Annotated in this window: 11 protein-coding genes; 10 read left to right on the top strand and 1 reads right to left on the bottom strand. The window is 41.9% G+C overall.

Annotated elements, in window-relative coordinates; translation table 11 throughout:
- The first annotated feature begins 54 nt into the window (after positions 1–54).
- Both WFY05_RS00370 and WFY05_RS00365 read left to right on the top strand, forming a co-directional pair.
- A complete protein-coding gene (locus WFY05_RS00370) occupies positions 55–1,194 on the top strand; it encodes an endo-1,4-beta-xylanase (protein WP_340110713.1) in 1,140 nt (379 codons plus the stop codon).
- A 69-nt stretch (positions 1,195–1,263) separates the two neighbouring features.
- Positions 1,264–2,232, top strand: a complete 969-nt coding sequence (locus tag WFY05_RS00365; protein ID WP_340110712.1) for a glycoside hydrolase family 43 protein — start codon at positions 1,264–1,266, stop codon at positions 2,230–2,232.
- 430 nt (positions 2,233–2,662) lie between these two features.
- Here WFY05_RS00365 and WFY05_RS00360 read toward each other — a convergent pair whose 3' ends face one another.
- The gene (locus WFY05_RS00360; protein ID WP_340110711.1) at positions 2,663–5,500 is read right to left on the bottom strand and encodes a helix-turn-helix and ligand-binding sensor domain-containing protein; all 2,838 of its coding nucleotides are present in this window, start codon (positions 5,498–5,500) and stop codon (positions 2,663–2,665) included.
- Positions 5,501–5,811: 311 nt separating this feature from the next.
- Here WFY05_RS00360 and WFY05_RS00355 point away from each other — a divergent pair, with 311 nt between their 5' ends.
- The 8 genes from WFY05_RS00355 to WFY05_RS00320 all read left to right on the top strand — a co-directional run bounded on the left by WFY05_RS00355 (position 5,812) and on the right by WFY05_RS00320 (position 20,566).
- A complete protein-coding gene (locus WFY05_RS00355; RefSeq protein ID WP_340110710.1) occupies positions 5,812–8,850 on the top strand; it encodes a SusC/RagA family TonB-linked outer membrane protein in 3,039 nt (1,012 codons plus the stop codon).
- Between the two features lie 12 nt (positions 8,851–8,862).
- Positions 8,863–10,401, top strand: a complete 1,539-nt coding sequence (locus tag WFY05_RS00350) for a RagB/SusD family nutrient uptake outer membrane protein (protein WP_340110709.1) — start codon at positions 8,863–8,865, stop codon at positions 10,399–10,401.
- Between the two features lie 13 nt (positions 10,402–10,414).
- Positions 10,415–12,226 (top strand): LamG-like jellyroll fold domain-containing protein, encoded by a 1,812-nt coding sequence (locus WFY05_RS00345; RefSeq protein ID WP_340110708.1) that lies wholly within the window; start codon positions 10,415–10,417, stop codon positions 12,224–12,226.
- A gap of 103 nt (positions 12,227–12,329) precedes the next feature.
- Complete coding sequence (locus WFY05_RS00340) at positions 12,330–14,306, top strand: glucoamylase family protein (RefSeq protein ID WP_340110707.1); 1,977 nt, start codon at positions 12,330–12,332, stop codon at positions 14,304–14,306.
- A 7-nt stretch (positions 14,307–14,313) separates the two neighbouring features.
- A complete protein-coding gene (locus WFY05_RS00335) occupies positions 14,314–15,678 on the top strand; it encodes a glucoamylase family protein (RefSeq protein WP_340110706.1) in 1,365 nt (454 codons plus the stop codon).
- A gap of 54 nt (positions 15,679–15,732) precedes the next feature.
- Positions 15,733–16,971: a glycoside hydrolase family 172 protein gene (locus WFY05_RS00330; RefSeq protein ID WP_340110705.1), complete on the top strand. Its 1,239-nt coding sequence runs from the start codon at positions 15,733–15,735 to the stop codon at positions 16,969–16,971.
- A 10-nt stretch (positions 16,972–16,981) separates the two neighbouring features.
- Positions 16,982–19,036 (top strand): glycoside hydrolase family 172 protein, encoded by a 2,055-nt coding sequence (locus WFY05_RS00325; RefSeq protein ID WP_340110704.1) that lies wholly within the window; start codon positions 16,982–16,984, stop codon positions 19,034–19,036.
- 6 nt (positions 19,037–19,042) lie between these two features.
- Positions 19,043–20,566 (top strand): sulfatase family protein, encoded by a 1,524-nt coding sequence (locus WFY05_RS00320; RefSeq protein WP_340110703.1) that lies wholly within the window; start codon positions 19,043–19,045, stop codon positions 20,564–20,566.
- Positions 20,567–20,586: the final 20 nt, after the last annotated feature.

Raw genomic sequence — 20,586 nt, 5'->3', positions numbered from 1 at the left:
AAAAACCGGTATTACCTGAATAATAAAAAAGAAATCAATCTAAAACTAAATACAATGAAACGGATCAAAATGTATCAATTGCTTTTGCTGATGTCAATCTTGCTTGCGTCATGCAGTATTTCATCCATGCGAACGCCCGAAACGTTAAAAGAAGCTTTTAAGGGTAAGTTTTACATTGGAACAGCTATGAATGCCTGGCAGATAATGGGAAAGGATACTGCCGGCGCCGAAGTAATAACTACTCAGTTTGATGCAATAGTGGCAGAGAACTGTATGAAAAGCGGGCCAATTCACCCTACAGAAGACAAATATAACTTTGAACTCCCTGACCAGTTCGTTGAGTTTGGAGTTACAAACAACAAATTTATTACCGGTCACTGTTTGATCTGGCATTCGCAGGCGCCTAAGTGGTTTTTTACTGATAGCGAAGGAAATGACGTTTCTCGGGAAGTGATGATCGAGCGTATGAAAAGCCACATTTACACTGTGGTTGGACGTTACAAAGGACGTGTGAAAGGATGGGATGTGGTGAATGAAGCTTTTATGGAAGACGGAAGTTGGAGGAAAAGCAAATTTTACCAAATTGTTGGCGAAGATTTTATTAAACTGGCTTTTCAGTTTGCCCACGAAGCCGATCCGGAAGCAGAACTCTATTACAACGATTATAACGAGTGGTATCCGGGGCGACGAGATGCCGTTGTTAAAATGATCCGCGAATTTAAAGCTGAAGGCATACAGATTGACGGAATTGGTATGCAGGGACACATTGGCATGGACAGTCCTTCGCTCGATGAATATGAAGCAGCCATTGAAGCCTATGGCAACGAGGGAATGAAAGTGATGATTACTGAACTGGATATGTCGATTTTACCTCATCCCCGTCGTGATGTTGGTGCCGACATTGCCACAAGTTTCGAGTATCAGCAACAACTAAATCCATACACCGAAGGAGTTCCGCACAACGAAATGGAGAAATGGGACAACAGGATGCTTTCGTTTTTTGGTTTGTTTCTTAAACACTCCGATATTATTTCGCGGGTAACGCTTTGGGGCGTATCAGACGGAACCTCATGGAAAAATAATTTTCCGGTTCCGGGGCGCACGGATTATCCGCTGTTGTTCGACCGTGATTATCAACCCAAAAGTATTGTAGATAAATTAATAAAAGAAGCAGAGAAACCAGAGTATCAATAGTAAGTAGTTTAGTTATGATTTTCCGGGAGCTAAGGTGCGCTTTGGCTCCCGGATTTTAAATGTGTTAGAATGAAGAAACCAAGATATTTAGTTGATAACCTGTATACTGCCGATCCGGCAGCACATGTTTTTAACGGAAAGATCTATATTTATCCTTCCCACGATATTGAATCGGGTATACCGGAGAACGATCTCGGTGATCATTTCGACATGCGCGATTACCATGTATTTTCGATGGATGACGTGGAAGGAGAAGTGACCGATCATGGTGTAGCACTCGATGTAAAAGACATTCCGTGGTCAGGCCGTCAGTTGTGGGACAGCGACTGCGCGTTTAAGCACGGTAAGTATTATTTATATTTCCCGCTTAAAGATAAAACCGATATCTTCAGAATTGGTGTGGCAATCAGCGACAAACCGGAAGGTCCGTTTGTTCCGCAGGATGCACCCATAAAAGGAAGTTATTCCATCGATCCCTGTGTTTTTGAAGATGAGGATGGCAGCCATTACATGTATTTTGGCGGATTGTGGGGAGGACAATTGCAGCGCTACCGCGATAACAAAGCCATTGAGTGCGGTCAGGAACCTGAAGATAATGAACCGGCACTTCCGGCGCGTGTTACCAAATTAAGCGACGACATGCTCGAATTCGGCGAAGAGCCAAAAGCGGTTGTTATACTCGATGAAAACGGCGAGCCGATAAAAGCAGGCGATCACGACCGTCGGTTCTTTGAAGCCTCGTGGATGCATAAATACAAGGGCAAATATTATTTCTCTTACTCCACCGGAAATACACATAAACTATGCTATGCCATTGGCGATAATCCATACGGACCATTTACATATCACGGGGTAATTTTAACACCGGTTGTAGGGTGGACAACACACCATTCAATTGTTGAATTCAAAAGCAAGTGGTACTTGTTTCATCACGACAGCGTTCCATCGGGAGGCCTTACCTGGCTGCGCAGTATGAAAGTGGTGGAGTTAAATTATGATGAAAGCGGAACAATAGAAACCGTTAAAGGAACAGCATAATTTTATGAAATAGTATCATTGAGTAACAAGTTAACAGATCTGCAGATAAAACTGAGAATTACATTGAATAAGCATTCTCCGCTCATGTTTGAACTACTCATTTATATGATGGTATTTTTTTTAGTGGGTATTTTTATCTGGACACTGTAGATAAGATATCAGCTACTTTATTCATCTGGTAATATTTCAGTGTCAAAAGTTGTATCGAAGGATCAACAATGACATACAAAAAAGAGCTACAAGAAATAAATCTTGTAAATCTATGATTATTAGATTTTTATGGCAGAATTCGAACCTGCCTTCTCCTAATTGTAAGGAAAAATAACTGTTATTAGGCATTTAAAAGTTATATATTCTAATAAAGTCGTTCGAAATTTTTTTTAAGCGTTTTATTGTGATTTTAAATTCTAGTTATGGCGAAGGAATGTGTTCAATCCTGTAGCGATACTCTCAGAATATTGTCAATCAAACTTTCATCATGTTCCAGATTCAATTTTTTGCGCAATCGATAGCGGTGATTTTCTACACCACGGACAGAAATACCAAGTAATGGCGCAATTTCTTTTGATGACAAATTCATTCTCAGGTAAGCGCACAACTGCAGGTCACTTGACGTAAGTTCAGGATATTTTGTTTTCATTTTCTGAAAAAATTGCTCATAAGCCCGTTCAAAATTGTTTTCGAATATTTTACGATCATCCCGGCTCGAAATGTTGTCATCAATCTTGCTGTTCAAATAATTAAAATATTTATCCGGATAACGCGATCCAAGCTCATTTTTATGCTTTTTTATGATTGTTTTCAGGTCAATAAGGAATTCGTTTTTCCGAATAATAGCCATTGTAGAGTTGGCTAGTTCTTTACTTTTGAAACGTACTTCGTTTCTGAGTTTCTCATTTCGCAACCTAATCAGTTCCTGTTCGCGCTTTTCGTGCTGCATTTGTTCTTTTTTAAGGGTTTGCCGTATTCCCCATCTTCTAAAGAAGAGTAATGCTGCAATCATGAAAATAGTGTAAAAGAGGATGGCCCATTTTGATGTATACAGCGGGTGGAGTACTTCAAACTTAAAATTGTAGATTTGACTTTCATTGCCCCACTGGTTAACGGCTTTGACCTTAAAATTGTAAGTTCCGGCTGGCAAGCGTTCAAAACGGAATTCAGGATTTGGGCTGGTCTCGGACCATTCATTATCAAGTCCTTCAAGTAAATATCTGTATGAAACTGGAATGCCGCTAATAAACGGGAAGGAAAACCTTAGTATTACTGTGTTATAACTGAATCTTATTTCGGTGTCACTGGTATTTAGTGGTAACAGTATGTTTTTGTCTTTGGGATTTCTTAACTCAATTTTGCGTACTACAGGCTTAAAGTGCTCAATGAGATTGACCTTATTATTTGACACAGATGCATCAAGCAAAGCAATCCCATTTTGAAGGCATAAAATAGCAGAATATTCATCAATAGGGAGAAGATTCTCGAATCCCTGAACAAGTAATGGATTGTGAAATATGGAAGTGGGATATTCTTTAATAAGCTTTACACTGTCTTGCAAAATGGAAAAGAGGCCAATGTAGTCTTTTCCAAGCATCCAGTAATGATGATTTGGTGCCGGGACAATACGATTTGATGAGGAATATTTGCCAATGCCTTTGTTCAACATTTCATAAGGCATTATCGAATCCTGAAGATCGTCAAATGTATAAAGTTTATCGCCTGTTGTAAAGACAACACGATTTTCAATTTTAAAAACATGTATGGAGTGGTCTTGCCCAAAAACTTCTTGTCCGTAATATTTGCTATCCAATACATTTTTTCGCGCATCATCAACTTGTATTTTGTATATTCCACGATGCATGTGGCTTGCCCAAATGTTCCCTAAGTGGTCAAATTCAATATAGCGGATCAGGTTGGCAAATCCGTTTATCGAGTTCCTTCGTATGATCCCATATTCTGTTTTTTCGTACACCACGAGGTTGTTATAAGTGGATTGAATAATGAGATTGGGATTAAACGGATCCTGAACAAAATTGAATGCTCCGGCTTCATCCGATATTTGATTGAACTTGCCGTTTTTTACTACAAACGATCCTTGATTATGTCCGACCAATAGTTCATCACCAAATACTTTCAAATTCCAGATCTGGTCTTGTGTTTCTGGTACGATCGATACCTGACTATCCTTAGGATCAAGGCTTTTAACAAAAAGTCCTTGATTTGTCCCCAGGTAAAGTTTATCCTCGAATATGGCACTGGTATAAATGGCACCAGTACCCGGAAGACGTTGTATGTCAAAACTTCTGTTTTGGTTGCCTGAAATAAATCCGATACCAATATCAAGGGCGAGCCAAGTGTTCTTCCATCTATCACAGGCAATGCCTAAAACGGTATTATTTAAAAGCCCGTTTGTGGTATTAATCTTGTTCACGACTTCGCCGTCTTTGTTAAAAACTACGAGTCCGTCAGCCAGAGTCCCGATTAAAACTTTCTTATCGCTGGTATAATAGCCACGGTTAAGTTCATTATCAATAAAATATTGACTCCACGACTCGTTCCATGCTGAAATTCCTACACCATTCCACAGTAAGATACCTTTTTCTGCTGTTCCAATTAAAATAGTTGAATGCTCAAAGGGGAGGATAAATTTAACCGTTGTTCCAGTAAGTTCATTACTTGTAGTTACTGGTTTAACATCTTCGCCATCAATCTCCCATATTCCATTATTCCTTACCGAAACCAAGACTTTATCATTTACCTGATTCATAACCGAAATACTGCCATCGAGGTTGATTGGGATAATGCTGTCATTATGGTAGGCAAGAATTTTTTGAAATGATTGAAAATAAACATAATCGTTTTTTACTGCTATATTCCAAAATTCCATATTGGGCATAGAATCGATATATGACGAGGCTTTCGAATTTAGTGAAATATAATTCAGATTGCCCTTTTCGTCTGGTTCCCAATAGCCCAATTCCATATAACCGCCGGTGTATATTACTGAATCCTTATGTGCTTTTACAGATCGTACAATCGTGCGATTAGGAAGATTGTTCAATTTCCAGGTCGTCCCGTCAAAAACCAGAAGACCGGTGTGGTTTGCAAAATAAATCATTCCTTTTTCCGAAGTGCTAACACTCCAGTTTTGACGTGCACCTTCGTATGTGGTTTGATCGAACTGAATGATGCCTGATTCCTGTTCACTGGCATCGACAAGCACCGCCAAATAACTAAACAGAATGGTAACTAAAACGATTCTTAAGCCGGTCATTAAGTCGTGATTACTGTTTTACATGCATCAAGATACCACAATTTATGGTCTTTTTCAGTGATGTACCCCTCAAATCGGTTGTGTATTAGGTAATAGATGTAAAAAAAAATAATAAAAAAAGCAATAAATATATTTATTTAATATACTATATACCAATGTTATATACGTATTGTTGTTTATACAAGATGAGGTAATAGTGAGGTTTTTATTTCCTTCACTTTTGAAACGAGAATGAATGGTGTATGTATTCTGTTGTTCGTGCCCAAACGACTGCCTTAACTTTGCATCAAACTAATTCAAATCATAAAGTTATGCGAAAACCTATCTTTATTTTATTTCTCCTATTTTCGTTTACAACCCTCTTTGCTCAGGATAGAATTACTATCTCTGGAACGGTTGTTGACGATACCGGGGTTACATTACCGGGAGTGTCGGTTATTGAAAAAGGCACAACCAATGGTACAGTGACTGATATTGACGGAAATTATTCTGTAACAGTACGTCAGGGATCTAAAGTTGTTTTTAGTTATATCGGCTTCTTAACAGAGGAAATGACTGCCAACCAATCAGGAACATTCAATGTTCAGTTAAAGCAGGACATTGTTGGTCTCGAAGAGGTAGTTGTGGTTGGATATGGTGAATTAAAAGTAAAAGATCTCACCTCATCTATAACCACAGTTAAATCTGAAGAACTTGTAAAAACACCGACTGGTCAGGCTATGCAGGCTTTACAAGGTAAAGTTGCAGGAGTTCAAATTGTCAATTCCGGTGCTCCGGGTAGCGAACCGACTGTTAGAATCAGGGGAATTGGATCATTTCCAAGCAGTAGTAATTCTGCACCCTTATACGTAGTAGATGGGATGTATTTTGATAATATCGACTTCCTTAATCCATCTGATATTGAGACCCTGTCGGTCTTAAAGGATGCTTCCGCTTCAGCAATTTACGGTGTTCGTGCCGCAAATGGAGTTGTGCTTATTACGACCAAAAAGGGAGCAAAAAATACCAAAACGACCATAACCTACGATGGTTATTATGGTATTCAGGTTCCGCAAAACGTGATGCAGATGTCAAATGCAGCTCAATTTGTTGATTACATTTACCAAACTGGATCTGAAGCAGACATCAGTTTTATTGAAAATGCGATGCAACGTTATGGAAGGAGCCGGGTGAATCCTAATGTCCCTAATGTGAACACTGACTGGTACGCTGAAATTATGAAATCGCATGCCGCCCAGCAAAATCATTCTTTATCTGTTCTTGGAGGAAACGATAAAACATCTTATTCACTAGGAATAAGTTATTTCGACCAGGATGGACTTTTAGAAGCTGAAAACTCGTACAAGAGAATGAATATTCGAACTTCTATTGATCACCAGGCAAATGATTGGCTGAAAACCGGCGTTAATTTTAATGTTAGCAATGGAACACGATACATTGCCGATGACGGTGCCTGGTTTAGCGCTTATCATGCGGTTCCGATTTTACCGGTATATGATGATGAACATTACGAATACCTTTTATCGCAGGGGCATACGACAGCAAGCAATTACGCAAATGCGCAAGTTCTGGATTATCGTGGTGCTCAGAACCCGTTCTTCCAGCTTGCCTACAGGGATAACAGGCAGGATATACGAAAAGTACTCGCTGGGATTTATGCAGAGGTTGAACTCATTCCTAACACCTTGCGGTTGAAAACATCTTACAATACATCAATGATGTTCCTGAAAGCCAGAAATGTTGGTTTACCGTATTTTATTAGCGAAACACAAAACAGTAACAGAATTCATTCGACGATCAGTTCTTCGAGAACTACGGATGTTAATCAGTTTTGGGATAATACTTTGACTTATAGTGATAGCTTTGGAGACCATAATCTAAGTGTGATGGCAGGATCATCTTACCGTGATGAATGGTACGATTATCTTGTGGCTTCAGCCGAAGACATTCCTTTAAATGAAAATGCATGGTACATTGGTCAAACCTTATCCGAGACATCGAAAGATGCCAATGATGGCGCAGAACGTCTTCATGGATTGTCTTATTTTGGAAGAGTATCATATAATTATAAAAATAAATACATTGCCTACGCAACCGTGCGTAGAGAAGGTACTCAAAAGTACCAGGAGACCTGGGGAACATTCCCGGCGTTTGGACTCGGCTGGGTGGTAACTGAAGAAGACTTCATGGAAGAAGGTACTATTCTCAATTACCTGAAATTAAGAGCCGGATGGGGTAAACTGGGTAACGATAAAATTGCCCGTCAGGATGGGGCAAACACTACCAATCCAGTGTTTTTAGCGATTGATGAAATGCAGGTTGACGGAACAACAACTACCAGTACTTTTGGTTATTTAGGTTGGGAAACCGTTACCGGCACAAATTTTGGTTTGAATGCCGAATTGTTTAGTAATCGATTAAGTATCGAGGCAGATTATTACATCCGCGATACGGAAGATGCCGCAATTCCTGTAAGTCTGAAACTTCAATCCGGAAGTGTACTTCGAAATGTAGGGACTATTAGAAACCAGGGATTGGAGTTGGCCGTTACCTGGAGAAATGATATAACAAATGACCTGAGTTATACCATTGGAGGTAACATCTCAACACTCAAAAACGAGGTACGCGACTTATATGGTCAGGCCTATTTGGATGGGGGTCAAGCCGAGTTTCGCCAGCGTTCGCAAGTGGGAGAACCACTACTCTCATTTTTTGGTTACGAAGTAGACGGTGTTTATCAGAATCAATCTGAAATTGATTCAGATCCAATTGCAACAGCAAACGGTCTTGTTCCAGGGGATTTAAGATTTCGTGACCAGAACAATGACGATATTCTTGATGACAACGACAAGTTGTTTATTGGTTCATATATTCCAACATTTAATTACGGGGGATTTTTGGCTTTGAATTATAAAAACCTGGAATTCTCGATGAATATCATGGGGCAGAGTGGAAACAAAATCCTCAACAGAAAAAGAGGAGAAATTATCTGGACTAATGATACAAATATAGATGCTGATCTTGCCACGGGATTATGGAATGGAGAAGGAACTTCCAATAAGTATCCTTCTGCAGCAGGATTAAGAAAAGGATGGAACCAAAATTTTAGTGACTATTTTCTTGAGGATGGCGCTTACTTCCGAATCCAGAACATACAGGTTGCCTATAATATTAAAGGAGATGAGTTGCTGGGGCCGGGGATGCCCGATGCCCGAATCTATGTTACGGCAGAAAAACCATTAACTGTATTCAAATACAATGGCTTTTCTCCTGAGGTGCCCAACGGTATCGACCGTCAGTTTTATCCGGTACCGGCAATATATACAATTGGTGTAAATCTTAAATTCTAAACACGTAGAATCATGAAAATAAAACATTTAATAAAATATTTTGCACCCGTATTTTTAAGCGGGTTGCTATTGATTTCGGTAATCGGATGTACCGATAAACTAGATGAACCTTTTGAAGATGAGGCTTTTACCAGTGATGTGGATTACAGCATTGGTGAAGATATAAAATTACCCTTGTTAGGGGCGTATTGGGGCTTATACACGCGTGGTTGGGAAGGACCGATTACACTTGGTATTCGTGGTGATGACGTGAATGCGGCAGGTGACCAGGCTCCCATGCAGGAACAAGACAACTTCACGTATTTGCCCAGTCACTGGAATTTGAATGCCGTTTGGCAAAATCATTACAACGATATTATCAATGTTTTCACCGAAATGGATGAAATCGAAAAATATCGTGAAGCTGCCAACAATGATGCTTTGGTTGATCAGTATATTGCTGAATGCAGAACCATCAGGGCTTACCTTTATTTGAACCTGGCAAAAGCATTCGGAAAGATTATTGTAATCGACCAACTTGATAATATACAGAATACTCCTGCCAGTAGCATGGAACAAGTAATGCAGTACATTGTCGATGAAATGAACGAGGTGATTCCGCTTCTGCCGGATATGCATCCAAACAAGCGAAGCGACGTACGTGGAGGAATTACCCGTTATACTGCTTATGCTATTCAGGCTTTAGCCTACCAGGAGATGAAGGATTACCAGGGCGCAGCAAATGCGTCAGCTGCCATTATAAGTTCGGGTGAATACGAATTATCGGACGACTATTATCACCTGTTCAAGCAAGCGGGAAAACTGGATGATGAGATCATTCTGGAATTTCAGTATTCTGATTTTGGCTCAGCGACCGGTGACAGATTTGGTCACTTATTCAATCCGTTTGGTCTTGCCTGGAATCCGGCAAGAGCTGGAGCCGGTGGTGGCTGGGGATTTTACGAGCCTACCAAAAAATACATCAAGTTTATGCTCGACCGGGGTGAAACCGTAAGACTTGAAACATCTGTTAACTGGACACCTGCAGGTATGACTGAAATTGCAAGCGAGTGGGGAACACTACCCGATTGGATTGACAATACGAATAGAGAAGGAGATGTATTTATTGATAATGCCCGAAAAAAATGGGGGGCCGGAAAATGGATCCAACCATCAACAGAGTTGACAGAAGGAAGAAATGGACCAGGAAGCGGTAAAAATATGATTGTAATACGCTACGCCGAAATGCTCCTGGTATATGCAGAAGCCCTGACGAGGGGTGCAAACAGCAATATTTCAATGACCGCTGATCAGGCAGTAAACATGGTGAGGTCAAGAGCAGGGATGGATCCTCTTAGTGGAGTATCCACACAAGACGTTCTGAATGAAAAATTAGCAGAATTGGGAACGGAATGGGATATCCGGTTTCACGACATGGTGCGTACTGAAAACGTATCAGAGTTGACGCATGAAGGTAAAACCTTCACTATGGATAAAGCCTATTTTGTTTTGCCTGCACCACAGGTTTCTGAATTACCACAATTGGAAGAAGAAGTAACTCCAACGAACTAAAAACGAAAATGATATGAAAACATATTTTAAAATAATATTTCTGGCGATGATGATAATCTTTATCAACGCCTGTGACCAAAATTATATCGATTCGATTTCGAAGGTAGATCCTGGAGATGATGAGTCGGCGCCGGTTGTGACGCTAATATATCCAACCGAAGGTACTGAGATTTCATTGCCCGAAGTTGTGTCTTCTGTAAATATTCAGTTCGAAGTAAGTGATGATATCGAAATCGGAACAGTAAAAGTACTTTATGACGGGGCTGAAATTGCTAGTTATTCGGAATTTAACGATTACCGCAGACTGGTTATTGATACCTTGATGTATGACAATGTGGTGGATGGCGAACATACCATTTCGGTAGTGGCCACCGACCTCGATAACAAATCCACAACTGTTGAAGCAGATTTCCAGAAAGTTCCGCCTTACGTTCCTAAATACCCTGGCGAGGTATTGTATATGCCTTTCGAGGGTGATTTCATGAATATGGTAAGTTTTGATTTACCAACTGTTGTTGGAAGTCCTGGATTTTCCAATGAAGCTCTGGGTGGATTGAAATCCTACATGGGAGCTCATGATTCATACCTTACCTTCCCAACAGAAGGTTTGCAGAGTGATGAGATATCAGCCATTTTCTGGTTAAAATTAAGACTTACTGAACCCGTGCCTTCTTATGGTCAACGTGCGGGAATTCTTGTTATGGGTCCAGAGGATACAGAAAATGCAGAATACCCAGTAAAACAGAACAATAGAAAAAGCGGTTTTCGATTCTTTCGCGATAATTTTCAATATAAATTAAATGTGGGAAATGGTGAGGCCGATACCTGGGTAGATGGCGGTGCAGATGCTACATTGGATCCGGCTATTGATGAATGGCGCCATTTTGCCTTTACCGTTTCGGGAAGCGAAGCTAAAGTGTACATTGATGGTAAATTGGTGAAAGAGGCAACAATTACCGGCATCGATTGGACAGGATGTGATGTACTATCCATTATGTCGGGAGCCCCTCGTTTTACCGGCTGGAATCACTGGTCTGATGAAAGTTTGATGGATGAATTACGTATGTTCGACCGTGCCCTTACTCAGGATGAGATTCAAAGTATTATCACTGAAGAGTCGGGTAAAGATTTTACCTATACACCAAAATACGAAGGCGAGATCTTCTATATGCCATTCGAAGAAACCTTCCTCGAATATGTTTCGCAAACTGAACCAACAGTTTCCGGAACGCCAGGTTATGCCGATGGTAAAGTGGGTAAAGCCTATGCAGGAGCTCCTGAATCGTATTTGACTTTCCCGGCCGAGGGATTACAAAATACCTTATTGAGTGCTGCGTTCTGGATGAAATTGAAACTTACCGATCCTGAACCTGAATATGGACAACGGGCCGGAATCCTGATTATGGGACCGGAGGATACCGAGAATGAAAACTATCCCGATGTACAGAATAAGCGCTCCAGCGGATTCCGTTTTTTCCGCGATAATTTTCAATATAAATTAAATGCGGGTAATGGTACTGCGGATACCTGGGTAGATGGGGGCGCAGATGCTACATTGGATCCGGCTGTAGACGAATGGCACCACTTTGCCATTTCTATTTCGGGTACAGAATGTGTAGTCTACATTGATGGAGAAGTGGTTAAACAAGCTGACTTTGGAGGTATCGATTGGACCGGTTGCGATATTCTGACCATTATGTCAGGTGATCCTCGCTTTACCGGATGGAATCACTGGTCAGACGAAAGTTTATTGGACGAATTAAGATTTTTCAACAAAGTTTTAACTCAGGAAGATGTACAGCAGATAATTGCTGACGAGAGTTAAGCAATATTTCATAGATTAGTTTGGTTAGGTTTTTCTAACAGTAGAGGCTGCCTGGGAAACCGGGTGGCCTCTATCATTTTTAACCATCCATAAGTGATTTTTAATGCGCAATTTATTGTTCATACTGTTGCCGGTTACTCTTATGCTTTCGTGTAGTAAGGATAGCAACGACTCCGAACCTTCACCGGAAGAACTCAATGTTTCTTATGTGTACATCGGGGAGTCGGAATTGAAACCAACTGGTATTACTGAGGATATCGAATTAAACGAACCTGTTGAAATTCGTTTTGATGGGGCTGTGAATACGGTTTCTGCAAAAGCAAACATTGCAATTCTTAATGCTGCCAATCAGGAAATAGATATTGATTTTTCATTTTTCAGTGAAAATAAACTGGTAAAGATCGACCATCCCGATTTGGATGAAAACACCACGTATAAACTGCGAATTTCGAATGGACTGAAAGGAGAGAATGATGAAACGTTTGGAGGTGCAGAATATGCTTTTACAACATTGACGCCTCCACTGGTGCTTGAAGCGGTATTTATCGACGGCGAAGAAGTTAACACTGCTACCCGAATCTTGAATACGGCCAGAAAACCGCAAATAGAACTTCATTTTAACTCTGCGGTCGTTGCAAGTGATATCTTTAATTCCTCTACCCTAAAATCGAATGGTGCTTCCGTCAGCTTTAACATAAACCAGATCGATGATAAAAAAGTATCGTGCGTTGTTCTTGAAACGCTGGAAGGATTTGCAAAAAGTCAATTCACCATTTCATCGACTATTGAAAATCACATTGGAAAACCCTTCGATGGTCTTGATCTGAATTTTTACACAGAGGCAGATACTTCCCTAAAATTTCCTATGATCCCGGACGAGGAGCTGTTAACGCTGGTGCAAAAACAAACTTTTAAATATTTCTGGGATTTTGGTCACCCTGTTAGTGGAATGGCTCGCGAAAGAAATTCTTCAGCAAATACGGTTACCATTGGTGGATCAGGTTTTGGATTGATGTCGATAATCGTTGGAATTGAACGTGGGTTTATCACCCGGCAGCAAGGAATTGATCGTTTACGTACCATCGTAGATTTTCTGTCTCAGGCCGATCGTTTTCATGGGGTGTGGCCTCACTGGATGAATGGTGAAACTGGTAAAACCATTCCTTTCAGCTCGAACGATGACGGAGGGGATCTGGTAGAAACTGCTTTTATGATCCAGGGATTACTGACGGTCAGACAATATTTGAATGCCGGCGTTCCGCAGGAAGCTGATATCATTGACAAAATCAACGCACTCTGGCAAACCGTTGAATGGGATTGGTACACCCAGGGAGGACAGGATGTTCTATACTGGCACTGGTCGCCCAATTACGGCTGGGAAAAAAACCATCAGATCACCGGCTGGAATGAAGCACTGATCATTTATGTGCTGGCTGCATCGTCAACTACCCACACGATTGATGCTGATGTTTATACAAAAGGCTGGTCGCGAAAGGGGAATATGGTCAACTCAGGAGGCAATTCGTATTACGGCTACACGCTGCCACTCCGAAACGATATGGGTGGTCCGTTGTTTTTTGCCCATTATTCCTTCCTGGGACTCGATCCGCGAAACCTGTCCGATCAGTTTGCCAATTACTGGGAGCAAAATGTAACACATTCAAAAATAAACCATGCCTACTGTGCAGATAATCCGCTTAAATATGTTTCGTATTCCGATGCATGTTGGGGGCTAACTGCCAGCGATGGCTTCTCCGGCTATTCAGCACATTCACCAAACAACGATCGCGGAGTTATTACACCTACAGCTGCTCTTTCGTCGATGCCATACACACCTGACGAATCGATGGAAGCATTACGCTACTTTTACTATGTCCTCGGAGATAAACTCTGGGGCGAATACGGATTTTACGATGCGTTTGATTTTACAAACAGATGGGTTGCTTCATCATACCTGGCCATAGACCAGGGACCGATAGTAGTAATGATTGAAAACTACCGTACCAGACTTCTTTGGGAACTGTTTATGTCGTGTCCCGAAGTCCAGACCGGTTTAACGAAATTAGGTTTTGCTTATTAGAATTATCATGAAGAAAATTATTTTACCGACAATATTGATCGCTTTTATTCTTAGTCTTGGTTTTTCAGGATGCAACACTGGGAATAAAAAATCAGTAGAGAATATTCAAGACGAGAAAAAGCATCTCGAGGACTCATTGTTAAATCTCGTTCAGAATCAAACTTTCGAATATTTCTGGAACGGTGCCGAGCCCACTTCGGGCATGGCACGTGAGCGCATCCACATGGATAATGTCTATCCGCATCACGACCAGAACATTGTTACTATTGGAGGATCAGGTTTTGGATTGATGGCAATCCTGGTAGGGATTGAACGTGGTTTCATTACACGTCAGCAGGCACTCGAGCGTTATCAGAAAATTGTAGCCTACCTGGAAAAAGCCGATCGCTTTCATGGAGCATGGCCACACTGGCTGGATGGCTCCACCGGGAAAGTCAGCCCTTTCAGTAAAAAAGATGATGGCGGCGATTTGGTTGAAACGGCTTTTCTGGTTCAAGGGCTTCTGACTGTTGCCGAATATTTTAAAGACGGGAATGCCGAAGAAAAGCAGTTGGTTGACGATATTCAAAAACTTTGGGAAGGAGTAGAATGGGACTGGTACACGCAGGGTAAGGATGTGCTTTACTGGCACTGGTCGCCCAATTACAGTTGGGAAATGAATTTCCCAGTTGGCGGTTACAACGAGTGCCTGATTATGTATGTACTGGCAGCTTCGTCTCCAACACATCCGATCGATGCCGAAGTATATGAAAAAGGCTGGGCACGAAACGGTGCCATTGCAGAAGATACGGTTTATTATGGTCTGAATACCGTCCTCGATTTTTACGAACATAATGATGATCCGATTGGCCCGCTCTTTTGGGCACATTATTCCTACCTGGGTTTAAATCCCAAAGGACTAAAAGACAAATATGCCGACTATTGGAAAATGAATGTGAACCATGCACAAATTCATTACCGTTACGCGCTTGATAATCCAAAAAATTACAAAGGTTACGGTGAAAAACAGTGGGGATTCACTTCAAGTTATTCCATGCGGGGTTACGCAGGCCATCGGCCAGGGAAAATGGATTTGGGAGTCATTTCGCCAACTGCCGCTCTTTCTTCCTTTCCTTATACACCCGAAGAATCAATGCGCTTTCTGAAATACCTTTACCTTGAAGCTGATTCGCTCGTTGGGGAATACGGGCCTTACGATGCATACAGCCAGACAAATAACTGGTATCTGCCGCGTTATCTTGCCATCGATCAGGGACCTATTCCTGTGATGATTGAAAACTACCGGACCGGACTTTTGTGGAATCTCTTTATGAAGAACGAGGATGTTCAGGCCGGACTAAAAAAACTCCGATTTACTACTGATAAAAATTGACTTAACGGAAACCAAACTGTATTGAAAATCTAAATCAATTCCAAAAAGAACTAAATGGACAAATTGAAATCCAATAAAACTATTGCAAACTACTGTATGAGTTTGATTGTGCTGCTTTTCTTTTTATTCACCTCTTCAGCACATGCACAGGAGTGGTATAACATGCCCGAAAAAGTTGAAACAAAATGGTCGAGTTTTGAAAACCTTAACGGTGTTAAAGGGGAAGGAGCCCGGGAAAACAATGGAGCAAAAGGATATCCGAGCGATCAGATAAAAGCAGGAGAAACCGTTACACTATTGCATGTTGAAGGCGCCGGGATCGTTCAGCGGATCTGGCTGACGATTAACGATCGCAGCCCTGAGATGTTACGTTCGCTTAAATTGGATATGTACTGGGACGGTGCCGATAAGCCGGCGGTTTCTGCTCCTCTGGGCGATTTCTTTGGTGTTGGTTTGGGTCGGAGAATTGCCTTTGAAAATGAACTTTTTGCCGATCCAGAAGGTCGTTCGTTCAACTGCTTTATTCCGATGCCTTTTAGAACAGGGGCAAAAATAACCCTGACAAACGAATCAGGGAAAAATCTGAATTCCCTGTTCTTTGATGTAAACTTTACACAACAAACAGAGCAAGATGATAATGTGTTCTATTTTCATACCTATTGGAATCGTCAGAATCCAACAACTTTAGGAAAGGACTTTGAGATTCTTCCAAAACTATCGGGCAGAGGTCGCTTCCTCGGCGTGAATATGGGCGTTAAAACCGATCCGGTATATGAAGAAAGTTGGTTTGGTGAAGGTGAGGTAAAGATTTACCTCGACGGAGATACCGATTTCCCTACCCTGGCCGGTACCGGCACGGAAGATTATATTGGAACGGCCTGGGGACAGGGGACATTTTGCAACCGTTACCAGGGATCTTTGATCGCGGACACTGAAAAAGGCGAATTTGTTTTTTACCGTTATCATATTCCCGATCCGGTTTATTTCCATGAAGACATTAAAGTTACCATCCAGCAGATTGGTGGCTGGCCGAAAAAGCAGGTGCTGGAACTGATGGAAAACGGTGCCAAACTTAAGCCGGTTACCATTTCAGCTGGTCCCGAGAATTTTGTGAAGCTGCTCGAGATGCCCGGTGTAAACCTTGATGATGAATCACTTCCTGACGGATGGACGAATTTTTACCGCGAGGATGATGTATCGTCTACGGCCTATTTCTATCTCGATAAACCGGTTAGCGAACTTCCCGATCTTGCTCCGGTTGAACAGCGAACAGAAGATATGGAAAACAACTAAACTGAAAGAAATGAAAGGAATTTGGTTCATATTGATTTTAGCAATAATTGCCGCCTGTACCCAAAAAAGCAACGAAGTAAAATATGCTGACCTGGTGGATCGCATGGTTGACTTGAAACGACTGGCAGTTATCCCCGAAGAAGGTGAAACCAGCGGTATGTTTTCGAGTTACGACCGGCGGAGTAAGTACGATGAGGCCACTGATACCTATGTGGAATGGTCGGCAAATAACGATGGTTTTTCCCCTCAATATATTCGAAAAGAAGGCGAAAACATGGTACTGGCTGAGATGGACGGCCCGGGTGCAATCGTTCGTATCTGGTCGGCAAGCCCGAGAGAGGGACATGTAAAAGTGTACATCGACGGGAATGAAGTTCCGATAATCGACATGCCTTTTATCGACTACTTTAATACCGAAAAACTTCCAGCCTTTGCTTATCCCGAACTGGTATACGAAACCAACGCACGAGGATTCAACAATTACATTCCGATTACTTTTCAGAAATCGATAAAAATTGTAGGCGAACCGGAATGGGGACAGTATTATCATTTTAACTACATCACATTTCCTTCGGGTACTACAGTGGAAAAATTTGAAACGATACCAACGGAATCGGCCAAAGAAGCACTTGAAAATATCAATACCTATTTTGAAAATGGGCTGGGTGAAACATCCCGATATACAGCAGGTTCAACCGAAGAATCAGAAAAAATTACACTGGCTCCCGGAGAGGAAAAGACGGTTTTTCAACTGAAAGGGAAGCAGGCAATTACCGCAATAAAAGTTCGTTTGCCGGAGACTATGCAAACACCGGAATTGATGCGCAAAACCACGCTTTCTATTTACTGGAACAATGAAAAAAATCCGTCGGTGTGGTCGCCGCTGGGCGATTTCTTTGGCTCTGCACCCGGGTTTAATACTTATCATACCTTACCAATGGGAATGCTGGAAAACGGAGAAATGTATTCAAACTGGTACATGCCTTTCGAAGAAGCCGCTGAGATACGTATCACAAACAACAACGAGGTTCCTGTTGAAATTGAGCTGAAAGTGAATCGAGAAAGGAATCGTATGAAAACCGATGAATTTGCATACTTCCACGCCAAGTGGCACCGCGATCTTGCACCTTTGGATTCAACACGCTGGCCTGACTGGACAGTCTTGCAAACAACAGGTAAAGGGAGGTTTGTCGGAATGTTTTTGCAAGTCTGGAATCCGAAGGGAGGACACTGCGTTCAGTATGCCGGAGAAGGCCAGCACTGGTGGGGAGAAGGCGATGAGAAATTTTTTGTTGACGGAGAAAAATTCCCTTCTACTTTTGGAACAGGTACCGAAGACTACTTTGGCTATGCCTGGTGTATCCCCAATTATTTCGAACGCGCTTTCCATTCGCAGAATTACACTGACCAAAACATGGGCTACCAGTCTTTAACACGCTGGCAGATTATCGATAATGTTCCTTTTCAACAATCGTTTGAAGCCTATCTCGAAAAATATTTTCCCAACCACTGGCCTACCCAATACGCCACCGTTGCCTACTGGTATCTCCATAAAAATGGCGAAGATCTGAACCAACCAGTCTCCCCTGATGAATTGTTCGGCTACGAGAATGAATATGAGGTGTACGATGCCGGCGATGTCATTGAAGGAGAGGAGTTTGATATTGTTGAAAATACAGGAGGCTGGGCCGGCACCGATGTATTTGCACATGAAAGCCTTTACCCGGAAATTAGTAGGCACAAAGTGCTGAGTTGGTCAGCAGCAGAGGGAAAAGAGAATGAATTGACTGTAAATATTGATCCGGGCAAAAGCAGGAATTACAGGTTGGTTGTTAATGCCATCTGCCTAAAAGGGGGTGGAACGTTTCGGATCAGCATTAACGGGAAGAAACTAAAAGAATTCAATACTTTTTACGACAGTGACAATCAGAAAGCCCAAAAGTTTGACCTTGGAACGATTAATTTAAAAGAGGGTCAAGAGAAAATGATAATCGAATGGACAGGTAAAAATGATGAAGGACGCAGACTCTTCCTCGATTATGTTGGATTTGAACCCTTAAAATAGAACAGGATGAAGTGGATATCAAATATAATGGTGTTTCTGTTGCTTTTTGGATTTTCCCGGGAGCAGGGTTTTGCTCAGGAATCGCCGAATGTAGTCCTGATAAATGTAGATGATCTGGGATACGGAGATGTGGGATGTTACGGTGCAACTATGGTGAAAACGCCCAACATGGATAAATTGGCAGAGCAAGGAATCAGGTTCACTGATTTTCATTCAGCATCAGCTGTGTGTTCACCATCTCGATATGCTTTAATCACAGGAACTTATCCTGCACGGGTTGATTTATTTGGGGCCATGTTTCTTCGTGAACCTTTGGTGGTGGACACGGATCAAATGACCATTGCAAAAGTTATGAAGGAGGCTGGCTACGAGACGGCAGCTATTGGGAAATGGCACCTGGGATTTGGTGAGGAACGTCCCGTCGACTGGAACAAACCTCTAAAACCCGGCCCATTGGAATTGGGATTCGATTACTATTTTGGGGTGCCTGTACTTAATAGTCATCCACCCTTTGTTTTTGTTGAAAATCATAGTGTGGTTGGATACAACCCGGATGATCCTTTTGTGTATGGAGAACAATCAGAAACACGTTGGTTTCCCGAAAAATTCGGGTTGAGTGAAATCGGAGGAGCCCGTGAAGCCCATTTCAATTTTGATGACCGTAAAGTGGGCACAACTTTAATTAATAAAGCCATTGATTTTGTGAAGTCTCCCCATGAGAAACCATTTTTTCTTTACCTGGCAACAACAAATATCCATCATCCTTTTACGCCCGCTCCCCGGTTTATCGGAACCAGTAAAGCCGGGCGATACGGCGATTTTATTCATGAGTTAGACTGGATGCTTGGGGAGGTGCTAAAAGCACTTGATGAAGAGGGATTGACTGAAAATACGCTGGTAATTCTAACAAGCGATAATGGCGGAATGCTTAACCAGGGCGGGCAGGATGCCTATGCAGCCGGCCATCACATGAATGGTAAATTGCTGGGATTTAAGTTCGACGCCTGGGAAGGCGGCCACCGGGTACCGTTTATTGCACGCTGGCCCGGAAAAGTTCCTGCAGGAAGGGTCTCCGATGTTTTGGCAAGTAACGTGGATTTACTCGCCACCATGGCAAATCTTATTGGGCAGGATCAATTGGTAAAAGAAGCACAAGATAGCCACAACCTTTTGCCTGCAATTAAAGGTGAAACAAATGAACCCATTAGAGATCATCTGATCATTGCAGCAAACAGCAGGAATCATTTATCGGTAAGAAAAGGTAAATGGATGTATATCCCGGCGCAGGGAGGTGGTGGATTTGGCGATAAAAACGTAGGCGACCATACCTTTGGCGGTCCGGCAGCGTTCCCGTTTACCGGTCAGGTGAACAGCGATATTCAGAATGGTGAGATCAAAAAGGATGCACCTCCGGCACAACTGTATAATCTGGAATCAGATCCGTACGAAGCTAAAAACTTGTACAACAAAAATCCTGAAATTGTTAAGGAATTGCAGCGATTGTTGGAAAAAACCATTACCGGGCATTAAGTATACACAAGAATGGATTG

This window comes from Maribellus mangrovi (assembly GCF_037646455.1).
GTDB lineage: Bacteria > Bacteroidota > Bacteroidia > Bacteroidales > Prolixibacteraceae > Draconibacterium > Draconibacterium mangrovi_A.
The sequence above is the reverse complement of the archived record's forward strand: the minus strand, read 5'-3'. Positions and strand labels throughout refer to the sequence as shown.

Excerpts from the sequence above, each read along its gene's own strand:
- WFY05_RS00370 (WP_340110713.1), top strand. The coding sequence starts at position 55 with ATGAAACGGATCAAAATGTATCAATTGCTTTTGCTGATGTCAATCTTG.
- WFY05_RS00365 (WP_340110712.1), top strand. The coding sequence starts at position 1,264 with ATGAAGAAACCAAGATATTTAGTTGATAACCTGTATACTGCCGATCCG.
- WFY05_RS00360 (WP_340110711.1), bottom strand. The coding sequence starts at position 5,500 with ATGACCGGCTTAAGAATCGTTTTAGTTACCATTCTGTTTAGTTATTTG.
- WFY05_RS00355 (WP_340110710.1), top strand. The coding sequence starts at position 5,812 with ATGCGAAAACCTATCTTTATTTTATTTCTCCTATTTTCGTTTACAACC.
- WFY05_RS00350 (WP_340110709.1), top strand. The coding sequence starts at position 8,863 with ATGAAAATAAAACATTTAATAAAATATTTTGCACCCGTATTTTTAAGC.
- WFY05_RS00345 (WP_340110708.1), top strand. The coding sequence starts at position 10,415 with ATGAAAACATATTTTAAAATAATATTTCTGGCGATGATGATAATCTTT.
- WFY05_RS00340 (WP_340110707.1), top strand. The coding sequence starts at position 12,330 with ATGCGCAATTTATTGTTCATACTGTTGCCGGTTACTCTTATGCTTTCG.
- WFY05_RS00335 (WP_340110706.1), top strand. The coding sequence starts at position 14,314 with ATGAAGAAAATTATTTTACCGACAATATTGATCGCTTTTATTCTTAGT.
- WFY05_RS00330 (WP_340110705.1), top strand. The coding sequence starts at position 15,733 with ATGGACAAATTGAAATCCAATAAAACTATTGCAAACTACTGTATGAGT.
- WFY05_RS00325 (WP_340110704.1), top strand. The coding sequence starts at position 16,982 with ATGAAAGGAATTTGGTTCATATTGATTTTAGCAATAATTGCCGCCTGT.
- WFY05_RS00320 (WP_340110703.1), top strand. The coding sequence starts at position 19,043 with ATGAAGTGGATATCAAATATAATGGTGTTTCTGTTGCTTTTTGGATTT.